We start from the raw sequence: 18,470 nt of genomic DNA, 5'->3' as shown, positions 1-18,470 counted from the left end.
TCGGAGCCACATACATGATCGATCAACTACGCGGCCGTCTCGTGGTGTCCTGCCAGCCGGTGACCGGCGGGGCGATGGACCGCCCCGAGATTGTCGCCGCGATGGCGAAGGCGGCGCTCGACGGCGGCGCGGCGGGGTTGCGGATCGAGGGGATCGCCAACCTGCGCGCGGTGCGCGCCCTGACCGATGCGCCGATCATCGGCCTCGTGAAGCGCGACCTCGTCGACAGCCCGGTGCGGATCACCCCCTTCGCGCAGGATGTCGCGGATCTGGCGGATGCCGGGGCCGACATCATCGCCGTCGACGCGACCCGTCGTGACCGGCCCGAAGCCGTCGCCATGCTGATTGAGGCGGTGCGCGTCGCCGGTCGTCTCGCCATGGCCGATTGCGCCACGCCCGAGGACGGGCGCGCCGCCGCCGCTGCCGGGGCGGCGCTGCTCGGCTCCACCATGTCGGGCTATACCGAAGGCGGAACGCCGCCCGAGGGGCCGGATCTGGAGCTTGTGACGGCGCTGGCGGCCACCGGCCTGCCCGCCATCGCCGAGGGGCGCTATCACCGCCCCGAACAGGCGGCGCAGGCGATCGCCGCCGGGGCGCATGCCGTCGTGGTGGGCTCCGCGATCACCCGGATCGAGCATGTCACCGGCTGGTTCGCCGAGGCGGTCGGCCGGGCGGGAATGCGCCCATGAGTGGGCCGGTCCTCGCCATAGATCAGGGCGGCACCAAGCTGCTTTGCGCTCTCGTCGAGGAGGGCCATGTGCTCGACCAGGCCACCGTGCCGACCGACCGCGACGCGGGCCCCGAAGCCTGGCTTGATGCCGCGGCAGGGCTCGCAGCGCCCTGGCAGGGGCGCTACGACCGCGTCGGCATCGCGGTGACCGGTCGCGTCTCGGGCGGTCTGTGGTCCGCGCTCAATCCCGGCACTTTGGCGATCCCGGCCGAAACCCCCTACGCCGCCATGGCCGAGACGCGGCTGCGCCGCCCGGTGACGCTGGCCAATGATGCGCAGGCGGCGGCCTGGGGAGAGCATCTGCACGGCGCGGGCGCGGGGCAAGACATGATCTACCTGACGATCTCCACCGGCATCGGGGGCGGCATCGTGACGGGGGGGCGGCTCCTGTCAGGGCGCGGCGGCCTGGCGGGGCATGCGGGCCAGATGAGAGGGCTGATCCCGGAGAAGGGACCGCTGGAGGACCGGATGTCTGGCCGCTGGATCGCCCGCGCCGCGCGCGAGACCGGCCATGACACCGATGCGCGCGGCGTCTTCTCGGCGGCGCGGGCCGGGGAGGGCTGGGCCGAAGAGATCGTGTCGACGGCCGCTGCCCGCGCGGCCGCGCTCTGCACGGATCTGCAGATGCTGATCGACCCGCCCCGCATCGTGATCGGCGGCGGGGTCGGCCTGGCCCCCGGCTTTCTCGACCGGATCCGCGCGGCCCTCGGATCGTTGCCGGCCGCGCTGCGTCCCGAGCTGCGAGCCGCCAAGCTGGGCGGCGCCGCCGGCATCATCGGGATCGCGGGGCTGGCCCGGGCCTGAGACGCTCGCATGCCCACGCCCCTTTACCCATGTCTTAGCCTACCGGCGCTCGACGACCGCCGGCACCATGAAGGTCCGATACCATGAAGATCCTGATCCTGCCCGATCCCGCCGCCGCCGTGGCACGCTGCGTGGAGATCATCGCGCAGACCCTGAACGAAAAGCCGCAGGCCGTCCTCGGGCTGGCCACCGGCGGCACGATGGAGCCGGTCTATGCAAGGCTCGTGGAACGAGCCCGGGCCGGTGAGGTCGCGGTCGACCGCATGACCAGCTTCAACCTCGATGAATATGTCGGCCTGCCGCCGGAGCATTCGCAATCCTACCACAGCTACATGCGGGAGCGGCTGTTCGGCCCGCTCGGGCTCGATCCGTCTCGCACCCACCTGCCGCGCGGCGACGCGCCGGACCCCGCCGCCGAGGCCGCGCGCTATGATGCCGCGATCGCGCAGGCGGGGGGCATCGACCTGCAGCTGCTCGGCATCGGCGGCAATGGCCATATCGGCTTCAACGAACCCAGTTCCTCGCTGGCCTCGCCGACGCGGGTCAAGACGCTGACCCGCGCCACCCGCGAGGCCAATGCGCGCTTCTTCGGGCCCGACGAGACGGTGCCGCGCTTCGCGATCACCATGGGCATCGCCACGATCCTGCGCAGCCGCCATGCCGTGCTACTGGCCACAGGTACGAAAAAGGCGACGGCGGTGGCGGCGATGGCCGAGGGCCCGCTCGGCGCCCGCTGCCCCGCCTCGGCCTTGCAGATGCATCCCCGCGCGACCATCGTGCTCGACGCCGAGGCTGCCGCCGATCTGGAACTGCGGCAGTATTACGAGACGGCCCACCCGGAGGGGCAGGAGGTGACGCTTGGCTGACGAGACCGACCTGATCGTCCTGCCAGAAGCGTTGTTCGACGGCGAGGCGGATCAACCGCTCGCGGAGCGGGCTGTCGTGATCCGGCACGGCCGCATCCACGACGTCACCGCCGCCGTCCGCGCGCCGGCGGGCCGCGTGCTGCGCGCGCCAGTGGCGGCGCCGGGCTTCATCGATTTGCAGATCAATGGCGGCGGCGAGGTGATGTTCAACGACGCGCCCACGCGCGACACCTTGCGCCGCATGGCGCGCGCGGCGCGCCGGGGCGGGACGGCGCATATCCTGCCGACCTTCATCACCGCGCCGGGCACGGGCTATCTCGCCGCGATGCGCAAGGTGCGTGAGGCGCTGGCCGAGGCCGAGCCGGGGATCCTTGGCCTGCATCTCGAAGGGCCGTTCCTGTCGCCCGCGCGGCCGGGCATCCACCCCCCCTCGGCGGTGCAGCGCCTGTCGGAAGACGATCTCGATGCGCTGTGCGAGGGGGTTGGCGGGCCGCTGCTGCTGACGCTGGCACCGGAAGAGGCGCCACCGGGCGCGATCGCGCGGCTGGTCGGGGCGGGGCTCACGGTCTTTGCCGGGCACAGCGAGGCCGACCACGCCGCGATGATCCGCGCGGCGGATGAGGGGCTGAGCGGCGGCACGCATCTGTTCAACGCCATGTCGCAGATCATGGGGCGCGCGCCCGGCGTGGTGGGGTCTCTCCTCGATGACGACCGGCTTTTCGCCGGAATTATCGCCGACGATATTCACGTGCATCCGGCGAATTTGCGGCTCGCTCTGAAGGCAATGACCGAGCGGCGACTGTTTCTGGTCACCGACGCGATGGCGACGCTGGACGCGCCCGAGGCAAGCTTCACGGTCAATGGCAAGACTATTTCCCAAAAGGACAGGCGTCTTGCCGACGCCGAAGGCCGCCTGGCGGGGGCGCATTTGGCGATGGACGAGGCGGTGCGCAACATGTGCCGTCTGGGCGGCGCGCAGAGGGCGCAGGCGCTGCGGATGGCCTCGACCACCCCGGCCGAGGCGCTCGGGCTGGGCGGTGATCTGGGACGCATCGCGCCGGGGCAGCGCGCCTCGGTCACCCTACTGACCCATGAGCTGGAGGCCTGCGGCACCATCGTCGATGGGCAGCTGCCCGATGGGGGCAGGGCGCCGGGCTGAACGGTTTCGCGAGCCATGGCCCCCGCGCAGCCCCCCGGGCCGCCCGGGGGCTAGCCGGATCGGCCGAGGCGCTCGGCCAGGAAATCCAGCAGCAGCCTGACCTTGGACGATAAGTGCCTGTTCGGCGGATATACCGCCCAGACGCCTTCTTCCGGCGGCTGGAACTCTTCCAGAACCGGCACGAGCTTCTCTTCGGCCAAGGCGGTGCGCAGGTAGTAGTCCGGCAGTTGCACCAACCCGACCCCTTTGATGGCCGCGTCGAGCAGGCTCCAGCCGCTGTTGCACCGTAGGCTGCCGTGAACCCGCAGCTGTCGCGGGCGCCCGTTCTGCCGAAATCGCCAGTGGTCCAGCGTGCCTTGCAAGCAGTTGTGCCGCGACAGGTCGCCGGGTTGCTGCGGCGTTCCCCTGGAGGCGAGATAGGCTGGGCTGGCGCAGACATGCAACGTCCGGGCCGCCAGGCGCGTGGCGATAAGGCTCGAATCCTGGAGCGTTCCGAGCCGGATCGCCAGATCATACCCCTCCGCCACCAGATCGATCTTCTGGTTGGTCAGCGTCAGCGTCACCTCGAGCGCGGAATGCCGGGTGAGAAACTCGTTCACCAGCGGACCGATGGCGCTTTCGCCGAAGGTGACGGGGGCAGTGAGGGACAATCGTCCGGCCGGCGCGGCGTTGGCCTGGGTCACCGCGCGCTCGGCCTCGGTCAGCCCGTCGAGCACCCGGCGGATATGGGCGTAGTAGGTTTCTCCCTGCTCGGTCATGGAAACGCTGCGCGTCGTGCGCTGCAGGAGCTTCACGCCCAGCCGGGCCTCCAGTCCGCTGACCCGTCGGCTGACCTGCGCGGTCGAGATGCCGAGCCGGGCGGCCGCGCGGGTGAAGCTCAGCGTTTCGGCCACGGCCGCGAACTCGCCGACCCCTTCCCACTCCTGCATCGCCTCCCTCCGATCTTTGCACATGTGCAATGGTGTTTTCTCGAACCGGCGATTAACGCGCTTGGTGAAGTAATGTAAGTGCGCTCCATGCCGCGCATCGTCGCGACTTTCCGATCCGCCAAGACAGGAGCGTCATCCAATGGCAGACATCATCACTTGCAAGGCCGCGGTTGCCTGGGCCGCTGGGGAGCCGCTTTCGATCGAGGAGATCGAGGTGGCGCCGCCCAAGGCGGGCGAGGTGCGGTTGCGCATCGTCGCCACGGGGGTCTGTCACACCGATGCCTTCACCCTCTCGGGCGACGACCCCGAGGGGATCTTTCCTTCGGTGCTGGGCCATGAGGGGGGCGGCATCGTCGAAGCGATCGGCAAGGGCGTGACCAGCGTCGCCGTAGGCGATCACGTGATCCCGCTCTACACGCCCGAATGCGGCGAGTGTAAGTTCTGCCGCTCGGGCAAGACCAACCTGTGCCAGAAGATCCGCGAGACGCAGGGCAAGGGGCTGATGCCCGACGGCACGACGCGGTTTTCCAAGGATGGCCGGCCGATCCATCACTACATGGGTTGCTCGACCTTCTCGGAATACACGGTCCTGCCCGAGATCTCGCTCGCCAGGGTCAACCCCGAGGCGCCGCTCGAAGAGGTCTGCCTGCTGGGCTGCGGCGTCACCACCGGCATGGGCGCCGTGATGAACACCGCCAAGGTCGAGGAGGGCGCGACGGTCGCGATCTTCGGGCTCGGCGGCATCGGCCTGTCGGCGATCATCGGCGCGAGCATGGCCAAGGCGGCCCGGATCATCGCCATCGACATCAACGAGAACAAGTTCGAGCTGGCGCGCCAGCTTGGCGCCACCGATTGCGTGAACCCCAAGGATCACGACAAACCGATCCAGGAGGTCATCGTCGAGATGACGGATGGCGGCGTCGACTACTCCTTCGAGTGCATCGGCAACGTCAACGTCATGCGCTCGGCGCTGGAATGCTGCCACAAGGGCTGGGGCGAAAGCGTGGTGATCGGCGTCGCCGGCGCGGGTCAGGAGATCTCGACCCGTCCGTTCCAGCTCGTCACCGGCCGCGTCTGGCGCGGCTCGGCCTTCGGTGGCGTCAAGGGCCGCTCGGAGCTGCCCGATTATGTCGAGCGCTATCTCGCGGGCGAGTTCAAGCTGAGCGATTTCATCACCCACACCATGCCGCTCGAGAAGATCAACGAGGCGTTCGAATTGATGCATGAGGGCAAGAGCATCCGCAGCGTGATCCACTACGCCGCATGAAGCCGGGCCTGCGCGACCGGGTGTCGCGCGGGCCTTTATCGAGGAATGGCGGCTTGGGCCCCCTGTTCGGAACCTGAGCCCGGCGGGTTGGGGCGCACCGGGTGTCGTCGCCCTTTTCACACGGCAAGCACCTTCCCCCTTTCCCCGCGAAGACCCGGGGGATATGGGCATCGGTTCGGGGGCTGCCGTCGCGCCCTACCAGCCGCCGAACCGGTGCCAGACCTTCAGGGCGCCGCCCGCGGCGGGCAGGAGATGGTAGCGATCATGCTGCGCGGCGGTCGCGCAGGCGTGGTTGGGGAGAATGCGCAGGCGGGTGCCGACGGGCAGGTCCGGCAGCGCCGCATCCGCGCCCGGACGCAACGAGACGATCCCGTGCTCCTGATTGGCGCTGCCGACGATCAGGCCGTCCAATACGCGCCCTTCCACGTCGCAGACGAGGCCATAGCCCTGATCCACCTCCTGCGCCGCGGTGCCGCGATCGCGCGACATCGCCATCCAGCCGGCATCGATCATGATCCAGCCCTTGTCGCGCTGATGCCCGATGACGGTGGTCAGGACCGACAGCGCGATGTCCTCCGTCTCGCAGACCTCGATGCCCGCCATCACCAGATCGAAGAACATGTAGACCCCGGCGCGCAGCTCGGTGACGCCGGTCAGGTCGCGCGCGGCATGGGCTGTGGGCGTCGAGCCGACGCTGACGACGGGGCAGGGCAGCCCGTCGCGGCGCAGGGCCTCGGCCGCGGCGACGACCGCGCGGCGCTCGCGCTCGGCGAAATCCGCATGGGCGGCCTCGCCGCGCACGCCGTAGCTTTCGCCCGCATGGGTCATCACGCCGCGCAGGCACGCCGCCCCGTGCAGGATGCGCCCGATCTCGATCAATGCCGGGTCCTCGGCGAGGCGCCCGCCGCGATGGCCGTCGCTGTCGATTTCGATCAGCGCCGGCACCCGCGCCTCGGCCGCGGCCTTCGCCTGCTCGGGGCTGTCGAGGATGACGGTGAGATCGCAACCCCCCTCGCGCAAGGCCTGCACGCGGGCGAGCTTCTGCGGTGCGATCCCGACGGCGTAGAGAATGTCGCCGTGACCGGCGGCGTGGAACGCCTCCGCCTCGGCCAGGGTGGAGACGGTGATCGGGCCGGGCATGTCGCCGCCGAGACGGCGCGCGATCTCGGTGCATTTGGCCGTCTTCAGATGCGGCCTCAGGGACATGCCCAACGCGCCGGCCCGGCCCGCCAGCCGTTCGATGTTGCGGGTCATCTTCTCTTCGTCGAGCAGCAAGGCGGGTGTCGCAAGATTCTCGATGCGGGTCGGGTCGGGTGTCACGAAACGATCCTTCCTGTCAGCTGGTTTGCAGATCGGACCGGTCGACGGGCCCGGAACATCGGAGCATGATCTCCTCCGGCAAGGGGGTCCAGCCGCAATCGCCGGGCAAGCCGTGCAACGGTTTTGCCGCAATGCCTGTCCGGTCGCCGGGAGCGGGCGACCGGTTCGGCGCAGGCTTCCTGTCCGGAGAATGCATCGCCTCGTGGCAGGCGCGCCGGATCGCGGCGCCGCCGCCATGCGGCACGATCTAGGCAGCTTTGGTCCCGAAAATGGCCCGCCCGACATCGGCCTCGTAACGGTCGCGATGCCGCAGCGCCGCGTCGGGCAGGGCGGCGATCGCGCCGAGCACCGTGTCGATCTCGTCCTCCGACATCATGGGCGACAGGTTGCAGCGCACGAAGCCGGGCTTGGCCAGCTCCTCGCCCGAGAGGATCCGGGCGCGCAGCGCCTCGGACGCGGCCGCGTCGATGCCGAGCAGGCGGTGCACATAGGGCCCCGCGCAGGCACAGCCGCCCCGCGCCTGCACGCCGAACAGGTCCGACAGCATCCGGGTGGCGAGCTGCTGGTGCAGCGGCGTGCCGTCGGCGGCGGTCACCCGAAACGACAGGACCGGCAGGCGGGGGCGGTTGGGGCCGCCGAGCAGGTCGATGCCGGGGGCGGCTTTGATGGCGGCGACGCCGCGCCGGGCCAGCGCGGCCTCGATCTCGAGCAGACCCATGCGCGCCATCGCGCCCTTGATCGCGAAGGCCAGCGCGGCGCGGATGTCGCTCAGCAGGTTCGGCGTGCCGGCCTCCTCGCGCGCGGCGAGGTCGGAGACGTAATCATGCGTCACAGGCCCGACGAAGCGCACCGTGCCGCCACCCGGTTGGGTCGGGCGATGCGGCGCGCAGGCGGCGCGGCGGACCACCAGAACACCAGAGGCGCCCGGCCCGCCGGCGAACTTGTGCGGCGAGAGCACCATGGCATCGGCCTCGGCACCACCGTAGCGCATGGCGAGCGGCAGGTAGGGCGCGGCGCAGGCCATGTCCCAGACCATCAGCCCGCCGCCGCGCTTGACCGCCGCCGTGACGCGGGCGGGGTCGGCGATGGCGCCTGTGACGTTCGAGGCGCCGGAGAGGGCGACGATGCAAAGCGCGCCCGCCCGACGCGCCCGCGCGAGCGCCGCATCGAGCGCATCGAGGCAGGGCCCATGCGACCCCTCCGGCAGCTCGGTCACCTCCGCGCCGCTTTGGCGCCAGGGCAGGATGTTGGAGTGGTGCTCCCACGGGCCGATCAGGACATGGACCGGGCGGCCCCGTGCAAGCGCGTCGGGCACGCCGAAAAGCTGCACCAGCCGGTTGATCCCTGCGGTCGCGCCATTGCCGCAGAAGATCACCGCGTGGTCGGGGCCCGCGCCGCAGCCCTGCGCCACCCGCGCCCGCGCCGCGCGGCGCAGCCGGGTCATCAGCGCACCGCAATGCGAGGCTTCGGTGTGGCTGTTGGCATAGAAGGGCAGGACCTCTTCATGCAGCCATGCCTCGACTTGCCGCAGCGCCCGGCCCGAGGCGGTATCATCGGCATAGACCAGCGCCTTCGGCCCGAACGGGCCGGGAACGAGGGCGCCACGCCCGAACTGGCCGTCGCGCAGGGCGGTGGGTCCGGCCTCGGTGAGTGCGGTCTCGAAACGGTCGAAAGGGTCGGTCACGGCGCTGGTCTCCTGTGCGGGCTGGAGCTATCATCTCCGCCCCATGCCGATCATTCGACGGCCTTTTGAACTGGTATGCCGCAACAGTTTGGGTCAGATTGGCGGGATATGCCCCTTCAGGCCGATCAGATCGATTACCGGATTCTCGAATTGCTGCAGCGCGAGGGCGGGCTGTCGCAGCGCGAGCTGGCCGCGCGGGTGGGGCTGTCGCAGAACGCCTGCTGGCGGCGGCTCAAGCGGCTGGAGGAGATCGGCGCGCTCAAGGGGCGGCGGGCCGACATCGACCCGGCGGCGCTCGGGCTCGGGCTGACGGTCTTCGTGATGATCCGCACCCGTCACCATGCCTCGGACTGGGCGCGGGCCTTTCGCACGCATGTCGAGGCGCTGCCGGAGGTGGTCGATTTCCACCGGATCGGCGGGCATTGGGACTACATGATCAAGGCGGTCTGCGCCGACATGGCGGGCTATGACCGCTTTTATCAGGCGCTGATCCGAGGCTTCGACATCGAGGCGGTGACGGGCCATTTCGCGATGGAAGCCATTCTCGAGAACCGGCCATTGGCGATCCGCTCGGTGCTGCGCTGAAGGGGCGCTCCGAAGCTCCCGGCACCGATCCGTGAACCAGCTCAAGCCGAGTCAGACATCGACGAGTTCGGTGAGGCACGGTTCCGCGACCCGCAGCACGGTAAGACCGCGGATCGCCCGGGCGCGCGTTTCCCAATGGAATCGCGCGCCCTCGGACAAACCGATCAGGGCAACGCCGATCGGCGTCATGACCGATACGCGCCCAGAGGCAATATCCGCGTCCTCGGGAAAGACGAGGGTCAGGGTCCGTTCCCGATCCGCCGTCTCGTCGAGGTATGTGACGCTTCGGCCGATCGCCACGACCCTGCGTGGCAGCTTATGCGCAGGCACGATCCGGGCTCGACCCAACTCTTCAAGCAGAGGGTTTGCCAAGGCAGGATCACGGGACAGCTTGTTTACGGCCATTGCCTCGAGCCGGGCGAGATCCTGATCGCTGATCGTCAGCCTGGGCCGACGACGGAGCAGGCGGGGAGAGGTCAATATTGCGCGCATGGTTCCACCTGAATATTCGCGACGAGCGCGTGGATATGTTTATGAGGAGGCGGATCGCTCATCGGTCAGGCCGCGGCCTCGACCGGGGAGGCAGCTACGTCGAGTATGGTGACCGATGTGATGCTTCCATCGCTGCGCAGCAGCGGCCCCGTCTGCAGCGCTCGCATCCCGATCAGCGTGGCACCGAGCAGGGAAGCCACGATGACATGGTTCGGAAACGGCATGCACGACGTGCTGAGCGTCCCGGTGCGAATACCCTCTCCTTCAATCTCGTAGGTGACGGCGCGCCCGGACACGACGAGATCGTGCGCCGCGGGCTCTCTGGCCGCGCGCGAGATCCGCAACTTGTGACGCAGAAGGGCCGTCAGAAGTAGCGGATTGGGCGCGATGAGCGTCGCGCCGTCGCAAAGTAGGCGCTCGATGGCGAGGCGATCTGCGAGGGTCAGCGCAAATCCCGCGCCAAGAGCGGTTTGTTCCAGCATCGCCGGAATGGCTTGGCCAGCCGATGGTCGCACCAATTTCATGAGGGTCATGATCATACTCCCCGGGCCACCTGGCCCTGTTTCAAGTTTGCAAGAACGAGACACCCCGGGTCGGTCCTTAAAGCGCCACCGCGCAGACCGCCCGGGGCACCGGGCGGTTCAGCAGAGGGAACCGGAAATACGTTTCGTGCGAGATCATGACATCAATCTCCTCAATTCGACGAACGGCCCATCGAAACAGCTTTGTGGGCTGTCAAGAATTAAATTGAAGACAGGGCGAGTATATTCATACGGAACGTCTGCCCAGTTTCGTGAATTCCCGTATGCCCGACGCTACCGCTCGTTTCGTGCCCAAGCTGCCATGACGGCGTGAACGGCTCCGGTTGTCGCGATGATGGGGGTCATTGCCAGAACGACCGCCGTTCCGCCCGACCCGTGCGGGGCATCATGATCGGGCGGAACGTTCCCATCGGGAATGGACGTCGGACGGTAATTTTCCGGGATCCGCGGCTTCGGCGAAAATGTTTCGGGAAACAGGTCTTCGAAATCGACATTGCTGATCATCATGAATATTCTCCATCAAAACCTTTATATGCGAGCCGCGCTTTGAAATTCTGGTCACCAGATGGATTCGAACGATGAATGTCGGCTCAGGTGCGCCTTCGCAGTGGTCCGTGCGACTGGGGTCATTCTCAATTCGCGATCATCAAGGCCATATACGACGTTCTTGATGTCACCACGATATATCCCGATGTCGCGCATCAGCCTGTCATCCATGGCCTCGAGCGCGGCGGTCATCTTGCGACGTTGCCATCCCCGCATGGCAGCCGCGATCCAACGACGAATTCCGCCCGATGACGATCTTGGATGTTCGCAATGAGGCAGCCGATTGAGCGCGTTTTTCTCGATAGAAATATACATGTCATTCTCCGGCATAAGGACCTGCAAAACAGGACGTCTGGCAGCATGCGAACCGCCCGGCAAAAGAATTCAACCAGCGGAACGCTTTTGCCAGACAGCGCAATTGCGCCGTCGTCCTGTTCGATTTGTTGCGGATCAGAAGAACCCCGGCGCGGAAACCGGTCCAGCCGGACCGGACCGCCCGGGGCTACCGGCGGTTCAGCAGATTGCCTGCGAAAAGCAGGAACCTCGTATGAAGGCTGAACATCATCATGCGTTCTATATACCTCTTTCGCGGCATGAACTCAAGCAATCGGCAGGTGCATGCGACATTAAGGCGCGAAGTTGCTCATGGTGAAGACCGCTGATGTCTCAGGGAGCCGCCGAAAGAAAACGACTGAACTCGGGTCCAAATACGAATCCAGCGCGGCGCTGGTTTCGGCATCATGCTCCCTATTCTATTTCATCTTCGAATTACGTCACACGTTGCCCCGACCCGTCGGATATTTTGAAAATGCCTGCCATCGTCGCTTCACTTTGCCTGTGTCCGAGGCCTTGGTATCGCGATGAGATAACGGGGAGGCTTCGCGTGTCCGATCGGCCGCTTCGTCACCGATCGACCGCGCTCTCCGTCGTTGATGTCGACGGGGCGTCCGGTTCCGAGGGGCCGGGCTCCGTGCGCGGGTCCAGGCTCATGGCGACAGGGGAGATGTCGGGGAGCGGCACGAATTTCTCGCGTTCGCCCACGGGCATCTCGGGCCCCGCCTTGATATGGACGAGAACGAACAGCGCATAGGCGATTGCGATGGCGGACTCGAACAGGAAGAACGAGAACGGTCCGTAGAGCGACATGAGGACCGAGGCGAGCAACGGGCCGATCGCCGCGCCGATCGAATAGACCATCAGCAACCGCCCCGAGGCCGCGACGTAGTATCGCTTGTCCAGCCGGTCAAAGGTTTGCGCGACGCAGAGCGGGTAGACACTGCTGATGGCGCCGCCGAAGACCAGTGCCATAAGCATCAGGGCGGGCAGAAACACCTCGTTCGCGATCGACTTCGAAAGCAGGCCCCAAGACACGCCCACCGCGATCAGCATCGAGGACATGACGATCCGCCGGTCGAACCTGTCCGCCAGCATGCCGATAGGCACCTGAAAGCTCAGCCCGCCGAGCACCACGGTGCTCATGAACAGCGCCGCCTCCGTCACGCTCAGCCCGATCTGGCGGGCAAAGACTACTCCCAGGGCATAGAAGGAGCCGACGAGAATGCCCGCCACGCCAGCGCCGACCACGCCGACCCGGGAGGCTTCGAACAGCTCTTTCACGTTCAGGACACGCAGCTCGCCGAGGTTCGGCTCTCCAAGGGTCGTCAGGGCCACGGGAACGAGCGACAATCCGATCAGCGCGGCCGAAATCATCAGGAGATCGCTCCCCGCGACGGGGGCCGTATTCACCAAGGTCTGGCCAAGGGCGATGGCGAGGTAGAAGGTCAGCATGTAATAGCCGAGAACGCGGCCGCGGGTTTCGTTGCTGCTACGGTCGTTGAGCCAGCTTTCGATCGCCGTCGTCATGCCGGCGATGCAGAACCCGTTGACGAGCCTCAGGATCACCCAGGCCGCCGGGTTGAAGAAGAACGCATAGGCCAGACAGATCGCGGCGGTGAGCGCGGCGAAGGTCGAGAAGGCGCGGATATGTCCGATACGCAGGATGACGTGCTTGCACTTCACCCCACCAAACGCGAGGCCAAGGTAATAGGCCGCCATGATCGCGCCCGTCAGCGCGACTGGATAGGCTTCGGCTTCCATGCGAAGCGGGAGAACGACGCCGAGCAGGCTGTTTCCGGCCATGAAGGCGACTGTGCCGCCGAGCAGGGATTTCACGGGTGCGAGGAGTTCGCGTAGTTTGTATGCCATGGCCTGCTCCGCAATCTCGTCCCCTCACGGGACAATTCATTTCGAACGTGACGGCGGCCCGGCGATTGAGGGCTGCGCCGGGACCGCATCAATGAAAATACCCCGGCCGAAGCCGGGGCATTCCCTTCGCCTGCTGCCGCGACGAGCCGCGTTCATGCGGCTGTCGCTCGGAGCATCCAGGCCGCCTTGTCGTGGAATGCCGCGCGCTCCGTCGCGAGGTCGGCGGTGACCGGATCGCCCGAAATCTCGGCGGCCTCCACGAGGGCATAGAAGCGCTGCGACAGCGCCTCGTGATCCGCCAGGAGGCCCCTGATCATCTCGTGCACCGTCAGATCCGCATCCGTGTCTAGGCCATCGATCATCCGGACGGGCTTCACCGAGGCGCGTTTTCCCAAGGCCTTGATGCGCTCGGCCAGAACATCCGCGGCTGCGAACATGTCGGTGTAATGCGCCTCCGTCATCTGGTGCAGCGGGTAGAACATCGAGCCCGCCACGTTCCAGTGGCAGGCATGGGTCTTCAGCACGAGGCGGTAGGTGTCCGTCAGAGCATCGGACAATGCGTCGGCAATGACCCCGGCATTGCGGTCGACGGGTTTGGCGTCTTCGGAGTATCGGCTGTGCTTCATGGTGATCGTCAATGGTGCCTCCATCGTGAGAGTAAAGGTTGTCTTTCGAGGCGGCATGCCGGAATGGGCGCGGGATCGGGGCGCCGGCATCCGTTTCGAGTGAGATTCATTTTGCCGCAGCGAATGATCATCCTGGTGGTTTGCCGTATTGAGCGCCGACCCATTTGATAGCGACACCACGCAACGTGATGGTCATTCCAGGGGATCCTTCATTGAGGGTTCGTTTGTTCCGAAACAGGTTTGTTTCGTCCGATGCTGCGGAGATCTTGCGGGAGGCAGCCAACCGATACGGCGCGCTTTCAGACGCGGCGAGCGACTGGCTAACGCGATGGGGTTGGGCCCACCGCCGTCATCCTCCCAGCGGGCGATGCATGTGGCATTGGGAGCGGATTTAATGGATCGCAGGCTTTCGATATTAATCTGGAAAAACGTCATCTCAATCCTCATTGCGCAGGGTTGAATGAGACAAGTGAACGGGAGCGGCGGCGGGCATGTCTGGACGCAAGGTGATGGCCCGCCTCACGCCGGAAAAAGCGATCTTGACCGTTACGTCCTGTAGGTCTGCCCCATGCTGCGCATGCGCAGATCGCGATCGCCCAATGAGCCGACCAGACGCGGAATATCCGCCCGACGGATTCCGATATCGTCGAGCATCTTGTCATCCATCGCCTGGAGATCGGCCATCATGCTGCGCCGTCGCAGCTGCTTGCGGACCCACCGGAACAGAACCGTGAAAATGGATCCGTTCATTTGAGCCCTGCTTTTCTGAACGGAGGAATCTATCATTTTACGGGTGATATAGATTGACATGTTTTTTCAGCCTTGAGTCTACTGATGCCGAGACATCGGGCGTCATTTCACACGAAGGCATGGCGCGCGCGATCGCGCGCCATGCATTGCGGACGTGACGCCTTTGTCGTGTCGATTGGATCTGTGAGAGATCAAAACCCCCGAGGCGTGAACAAGCACCACGGCTTGCCCGCTCGGGGTTACCGGCGGTTCAGTAGCTTTCCTGCGGTGAGCAGGAACCTCTTATGAGCGCTGAACATGGTCATGGCTCGGATATAGGAGGTCCAAAAAAATAAGCAAGCCTCTACCTGAGGTCCGGGAAGAAGCTTGCCAAAAAGACAGGAGGGCAATCACCGATTGCTCCTGGTTTTTCGGTTCGCCCCCGTGGTTCGGCCAAACGCAATATGTCGGATCATGAAATGGAGATGCCATGGCTATATTTGCAAAACGAGGACTCGAACCGGCGCCGGGCCTACTGTATCGAGCATCAAGCGCTGCCTGTTTTCATGCGTCAGGAAAGATTTCAGATGAAAAAAACGATTTCGAGTGTCACCCTTCTCGCACTGTCCTCCTCGGCGGCTCTGGCCGACACATCGCTCTCGGTCGGCCTGCAGCTGGCCGACGCGCAGCTGACGACCAGCACTTATGCCTGCGGGGAGGCCCCATCCATCGAAGTGCGGTATGTCTTATCGGGTGCCGAAAGCCTGGCGCTCGTCCCGGTCGAGGGCGAGCAGCGCATCTTCGTCCAGGTGGTGGCCGCATCGGGCGCGCGCTATGTCTCTGGACAATACGAATGGTGGGTCAAGGGCGACGACGGCGTGCTCACCGATCTCATTGCGGAGGACACGCTCATGACCTGCGAAGCCGAAAGCTGACGATCAGCGGGAAGCCGACACGGCGCAGTGATGCTGGCTCCTGGCCGTCCAGATTTCATGCCAAAGACCAGAGGCAAGCCAGATCTGGAGGATGGCCGCCTGACCGCCGGCGGCCATCGCGCATGGCTTCATTTCTTGTCAGGGCCGGACTGCGACGACCTCTATCTCGACCAGCCAGGCCGGGTTGGCGAGGCCCGCGACCTCGACCACCGAGCGCACTGGCAGGTTAGGCTGGTCTTCGGTGCCGAAGAACTAGGTGTAGCTTGCCATGAAGCCCGCGGAAGCAATGCCGCTCCCTCGCCGGGCGCGACGAGGAAGACGGTCATCTTCACCACGTCGGACAAATTCGGATCGAGACGAGCGAGGTTCGCATTGCTGGCCTCGAGCACCGAGACGGTCTGGGCCCACGTGTCGCCGAAGGCCGCGATGCCATTCTCGCCCTCGACGTACTCATTGCCGAAATGCAAGCGGATGTAGTTGGTCACCTCGGCCACCTGCTTGTCCGACAGGATCCCGCCGAACGGCGGCTCCCGCGACCAACTCGCGGCGGTCGAGCAGGACTTGTCTATGTTAATTGTTATGATCGTGATGATTTGACGACACCGTTCGGTGGGTACAAACAGTCCGGCAACGGCCGAGACAAGTCTCTGCATGCCCTCGATAAATACAAAGAGCTAAAGTCAACTTGGTTCGCAGTCGGCGATAGAAGGACGTGCTCGGGGTAACGCTGAACGACGCCAAAACGTATCGGACGTTGGCCGGTCGTCTTCTTGCCGGCAGCTATCGGCTCGGTCAAAGCCGCGCTCAGGCTTCGCGGGCGGCGAAGGCCCAATCGCGGAAGATCGCCCCCGGCCTGTCCATGGCCGGGTCCATGGTCTGCGCGACATTGAGATAGTAGCCATAGCCATCGAGCGCGGTCCGATCGGAGAGTTGCACGAGTTGCCCGCTTTGCAGGTCGTCGCGGATCATTGCGATGGGACACAGCGCGATTCCCTGCCCTGCCAACGCCGCAGCCCGCAGCAGGTTAAAATCCTCGAACACCGGCCCATCGAGCGGGACAGCGCCGCCGCCCCCCGCACGGCTCAGCCAGTCTTCCCAGCCGGACGTATCGCTGTCGTGCAGGAAGCCGGCTTGCAGCATGGCCTCCGGCGTAACGGATCCCGTGGCCAGCCCCGTGGCAACGGCGGGGCTGCAGACAGGGACGCTGACGCCGGGTAGGAAAAGTTCGGTCTGGACGCCCGGCAGCGCCGGGGGGCTGGCGGCATAGGTGAAAGCGAGATCGACCTCCCGAAAATCGATGTCCTGACCGTGGATCGCATAGATGATGCGCACGGAAATGTCTGGATGCGCGTTTCGGAACGACGACAGACGCGGGATCAACCAGCACAGCGCCACCGACGGGATTGCCGCGATCACGAGTGATTCAGGCTTTTCCGAAACTCGTGCGCGGGCGCAGGCAGCTTCGATACCGCCGAACGCCAATGTCAGGTCGCGCGCAAGAGCCTCTCCTCTTGCCAGCAGGCGGGGCCTGGCGCCGGACCGGTCGAAAAGAGGCTGGTCGAGCCAGGTCTCGAGATGCCGCACCTGATGGCTGACGGCGGACTGGGTGACGAACAGCGCTTTCGCGGCAGCGTTGAAGCTGCCCAGACGCGCGACGGCCTCGAAGGCCCGCAAGGCGGTCAGCGGAGGAAGGGACACTTGGATCTCCATATGAGTATTTCTCATGGGAGCGTGAATTATGGTCTTTTGACAAGCTGCAAGATCCGATCGACCCTCCGGCCAGTTTCACTGTCCATCGAGAAAGGGAGCGATCATGCAGCGCGAACGTCTTCAGAATTATGTAGGTAATGGTGAGAAGGCGAAGCCGACCTTCTCTGCCTCCGAAATGCAGCGTCGCCAGGACGCGATCCGCGCGCATATGGCCGAAGCGGGCATCGATGCAGCGCTGTTCACCTCCTATCACAACATCAACTATTATGCCGATTTCATCTATTGCCAGTTCGGTCGCCGCTACGGTCTCGTGATCGATCAGGACAGCGCCACCACGATCAGCGCGGGCATCGATGGCGGCCAGCCCTGGCGTCGAACCTTCGGCCACAACATCACCTATACCGATTGGCAGAAGGACAATTTCTTTCATGCCGTGCGACAGGTCGCGGGCAAGGCGAAGCGGATCGGGATCGAGTTCGATCACGTCAATATCGAGCTGCTCGAGCAGCTCAAATCCGAGTTTCCCGGCGTCGAATTCACCGACATCGCGGCGCCCGCCATGCGGCTGCGGATGATCAAGTCGGCCGAGGAGATCGCGCATATCACCGAGATGGCCCGCATCGCCGACATCGGCGGCGCGGCCTGCGTCGAGGCCACCGCCGTCGGCGTGACCGAGCGCGAGGTGGCGCTGCATTCGACCGCCACGATGATCCGCGAGATCGCCAAGAGCTGGCCCGAGGCCGAGCTGCTCGACACCTGGACCTGGTTCCAGTCGGGCATCAACACCGACGGCGCCCACAACCCGGTCACCAGCCGCAAGATCGAGCGCGGCGACATCCTGTCGCTCAACTGCTTTCCGATGGTCGCGGGATACTACGTCGCGCTCGAACGCACGCTCTTCGCCGAGGAGGCCAGCGACGAGCACATCCGCCTGTGGGAAATCAACTGCAAGGTCCACGACCGCGGCAAGGAGCTGCTGGTGCCCGGCAAGAAGTGCTCGGAGATCGCCAAGCAGCTCAACGAGATCTACGCCGAGGAAAACCTGCTGCAGTATCGCAGCTTCGGCTACGGCCATTCCTTCGGCGTGTTGAGCCACTATTACGGCCGCGAGGCGGGGCTCGAACTGCGCGAGGACTGCGAGACCGTGCTGGAGCCCGGCATGGTCGTCTCGATGGAGCCGATGATCACCATCCCCGAGGGGACGCCCGGCGCCGGCGGCTATCGCGAGCACGACATCCTCGTGATCGAGGAGGGGGGCAACCGCAACATCACCGGTTTCCCCTATGGCCCGGAGCACCTGATCGTGAAGGGCAAGGCGAAGGCCGCCTGATCCGACCTTGG

Annotated in this window: 19 protein-coding genes and 1 pseudogene; 9 read left to right on the top strand and 11 right to left on the bottom strand. The window is 65.7% G+C overall.

Features of this window, described 5'->3' with window-relative positions:
- Positions 1–14 precede the first annotated feature (14 nt).
- From ACRAQ3_RS16955 to nagA, 4 genes are all read left to right on the top strand, one after another.
- A complete protein-coding gene (locus tag ACRAQ3_RS16955) occupies positions 15–689 on the top strand; it encodes an N-acetylmannosamine-6-phosphate 2-epimerase (RefSeq protein ID WP_432256395.1) in 675 nt (224 codons plus the stop codon).
- The gene (locus tag ACRAQ3_RS16950; RefSeq protein ID WP_432256394.1) at positions 686–1,534 is read left to right on the top strand and encodes an ROK family protein; all 849 of its coding nucleotides are present in this window, start codon (positions 686–688) and stop codon (positions 1,532–1,534) included. The genes ACRAQ3_RS16955 and ACRAQ3_RS16950 overlap by 4 nt, the downstream gene beginning before the upstream one ends.
- 83 nt (positions 1,535–1,617) lie before the next feature.
- On the top strand, positions 1,618–2,400 hold the full coding sequence (nagB, locus tag ACRAQ3_RS16945; protein WP_432256393.1) for a glucosamine-6-phosphate deaminase: 783 nt from the start codon (positions 1,618–1,620) through the stop codon (positions 2,398–2,400).
- Positions 2,393–3,559 carry an N-acetylglucosamine-6-phosphate deacetylase gene (nagA, locus tag ACRAQ3_RS16940; RefSeq protein ID WP_432256392.1) on the top strand — a complete coding sequence of 389 codons (1,167 nt, stop codon included), beginning with the start codon at positions 2,393–2,395 and terminating at the stop codon, positions 3,557–3,559. Before nagB ends, nagA begins: the two co-directional genes overlap by 8 nt.
- Positions 3,560–3,609: 50 nt before the next feature.
- On the opposite strand, the gene ACRAQ3_RS16935 is transcribed toward nagA, so the two are convergent.
- Positions 3,610–4,488 carry a LysR family transcriptional regulator gene (locus ACRAQ3_RS16935; RefSeq protein ID WP_432256391.1) on the bottom strand — a complete coding sequence of 293 codons (879 nt, stop codon included), beginning with the start codon at positions 4,486–4,488 and terminating at the stop codon, positions 3,610–3,612.
- 139 nt (positions 4,489–4,627) lie between these two features.
- On the opposite strand from ACRAQ3_RS16935, the gene ACRAQ3_RS16930 reads away from it, so the two are divergent.
- Entirely contained in the window at positions 4,628–5,755 is a 1,128-nt protein-coding gene (locus ACRAQ3_RS16930; protein WP_432256390.1) for an S-(hydroxymethyl)glutathione dehydrogenase/class III alcohol dehydrogenase, read from the top strand.
- A 195-nt stretch (positions 5,756–5,950) separates the two neighbouring features.
- On the opposite strand, the gene ACRAQ3_RS16925 is transcribed toward ACRAQ3_RS16930, so the two are convergent.
- Together ACRAQ3_RS16925 and ACRAQ3_RS16920 are read right to left on the bottom strand one after the other, a co-directional pair.
- On the bottom strand, positions 5,951–7,009 hold the full coding sequence (locus ACRAQ3_RS16925) for an alanine racemase (RefSeq protein WP_432256573.1): 1,059 nt from the start codon (positions 7,007–7,009) through the stop codon (positions 5,951–5,953).
- Positions 7,010–7,322: 313 nt separating this feature from the next.
- Positions 7,323–8,759, bottom strand: coding sequence for an aminotransferase class V-fold PLP-dependent enzyme (locus ACRAQ3_RS16920; protein WP_432256389.1), 1,437 nt, complete (start codon positions 8,757–8,759; stop codon positions 7,323–7,325).
- A 108-nt stretch (positions 8,760–8,867) separates the two neighbouring features.
- On the opposite strand from ACRAQ3_RS16920, the gene ACRAQ3_RS16915 reads away from it, so the two are divergent.
- A complete protein-coding gene (locus tag ACRAQ3_RS16915; protein WP_432256388.1) occupies positions 8,868–9,344 on the top strand; it encodes an Lrp/AsnC family transcriptional regulator in 477 nt (158 codons plus the stop codon).
- Between the two features lie 51 nt (positions 9,345–9,395).
- Here the strand turns inward: ACRAQ3_RS16915 and rnk are convergent, their stop codons facing one another.
- The 7 genes from rnk to ACRAQ3_RS16880 all read right to left on the bottom strand — a co-directional run bounded on the left by rnk (position 9,396) and on the right by ACRAQ3_RS16880 (position 14,565).
- The gene (gene rnk / locus ACRAQ3_RS16910; RefSeq protein WP_432256387.1) at positions 9,396–9,836 is read right to left on the bottom strand and encodes a nucleoside diphosphate kinase regulator; all 441 of its coding nucleotides are present in this window, start codon (positions 9,834–9,836) and stop codon (positions 9,396–9,398) included.
- A 65-nt stretch (positions 9,837–9,901) separates the two neighbouring features.
- A complete protein-coding gene (locus ACRAQ3_RS16905; protein WP_432256386.1) occupies positions 9,902–10,369 on the bottom strand; it encodes a hypothetical protein in 468 nt (155 codons plus the stop codon).
- A gap of 282 nt (positions 10,370–10,651) precedes the next feature.
- A complete protein-coding gene (locus ACRAQ3_RS16900) occupies positions 10,652–10,885 on the bottom strand; it encodes a hypothetical protein (RefSeq protein WP_432256385.1) in 234 nt (77 codons plus the stop codon).
- A gap of 51 nt (positions 10,886–10,936) precedes the next feature.
- Positions 10,937–11,239: a DUF1127 domain-containing protein gene (locus ACRAQ3_RS16895; RefSeq protein ID WP_432256384.1), complete on the bottom strand. Its 303-nt coding sequence runs from the start codon at positions 11,237–11,239 to the stop codon at positions 10,937–10,939.
- Positions 11,240–11,827: 588 nt separating this feature from the next.
- Positions 11,828–13,129 carry an MFS transporter gene (locus ACRAQ3_RS16890; RefSeq protein WP_432256383.1) on the bottom strand — a complete coding sequence of 434 codons (1,302 nt, stop codon included), beginning with the start codon at positions 13,127–13,129 and terminating at the stop codon, positions 11,828–11,830.
- Between the two features lie 152 nt (positions 13,130–13,281).
- Complete coding sequence (locus ACRAQ3_RS16885; RefSeq protein WP_432256382.1) at positions 13,282–13,755, bottom strand: Dps family protein; 474 nt, start codon at positions 13,753–13,755, stop codon at positions 13,282–13,284.
- Between the two features lie 546 nt (positions 13,756–14,301).
- Positions 14,302–14,565 carry a DUF1127 domain-containing protein gene (locus ACRAQ3_RS16880; protein ID WP_432256381.1) on the bottom strand — a complete coding sequence of 88 codons (264 nt, stop codon included), beginning with the start codon at positions 14,563–14,565 and terminating at the stop codon, positions 14,302–14,304.
- A 398-nt stretch (positions 14,566–14,963) separates the two neighbouring features.
- On the opposite strand from ACRAQ3_RS16880, the gene ACRAQ3_RS16875 reads away from it, so the two are divergent.
- Both ACRAQ3_RS16875 and ACRAQ3_RS16870 read left to right on the top strand, forming a co-directional pair.
- Positions 14,964–15,419 carry an MliC family protein gene (locus ACRAQ3_RS16875; protein ID WP_432256380.1) on the top strand — a complete coding sequence of 152 codons (456 nt, stop codon included), beginning with the start codon at positions 14,964–14,966 and terminating at the stop codon, positions 15,417–15,419.
- 533 nt (positions 15,420–15,952) lie between these two features.
- Positions 15,953–16,144, top strand: a pseudogene (locus tag ACRAQ3_RS16870) (aldehyde dehydrogenase family protein); the annotation flags it as partial.
- Between the two features lie 79 nt (positions 16,145–16,223).
- On the opposite strand, the gene ACRAQ3_RS16865 reads toward ACRAQ3_RS16870, so the two are convergent.
- The gene (locus ACRAQ3_RS16865) at positions 16,224–17,129 is read right to left on the bottom strand and encodes a LysR substrate-binding domain-containing protein (protein WP_432256379.1); all 906 of its coding nucleotides are present in this window, start codon (positions 17,127–17,129) and stop codon (positions 16,224–16,226) included.
- Positions 17,130–17,232: 103 nt separating this feature from the next.
- Between ACRAQ3_RS16865 and ACRAQ3_RS16860 the strand changes: the two genes are divergently transcribed.
- Complete coding sequence (locus ACRAQ3_RS16860; protein ID WP_432256378.1) at positions 17,233–18,459, top strand: aminopeptidase P family protein; 1,227 nt, start codon at positions 17,233–17,235, stop codon at positions 18,457–18,459.
- Positions 18,460–18,470: the final 11 nt, after the last annotated feature.

It is taken from the genome of Limimaricola sp. AA108-03 (assembly GCF_050847355.1).
Taxonomy (GTDB): domain Bacteria; phylum Pseudomonadota; class Alphaproteobacteria; order Rhodobacterales; family Rhodobacteraceae; genus Limimaricola.
Note: the sequence above shows the minus strand (reverse complement) of the source record. Positions and strands in the feature narration are given on the sequence as shown.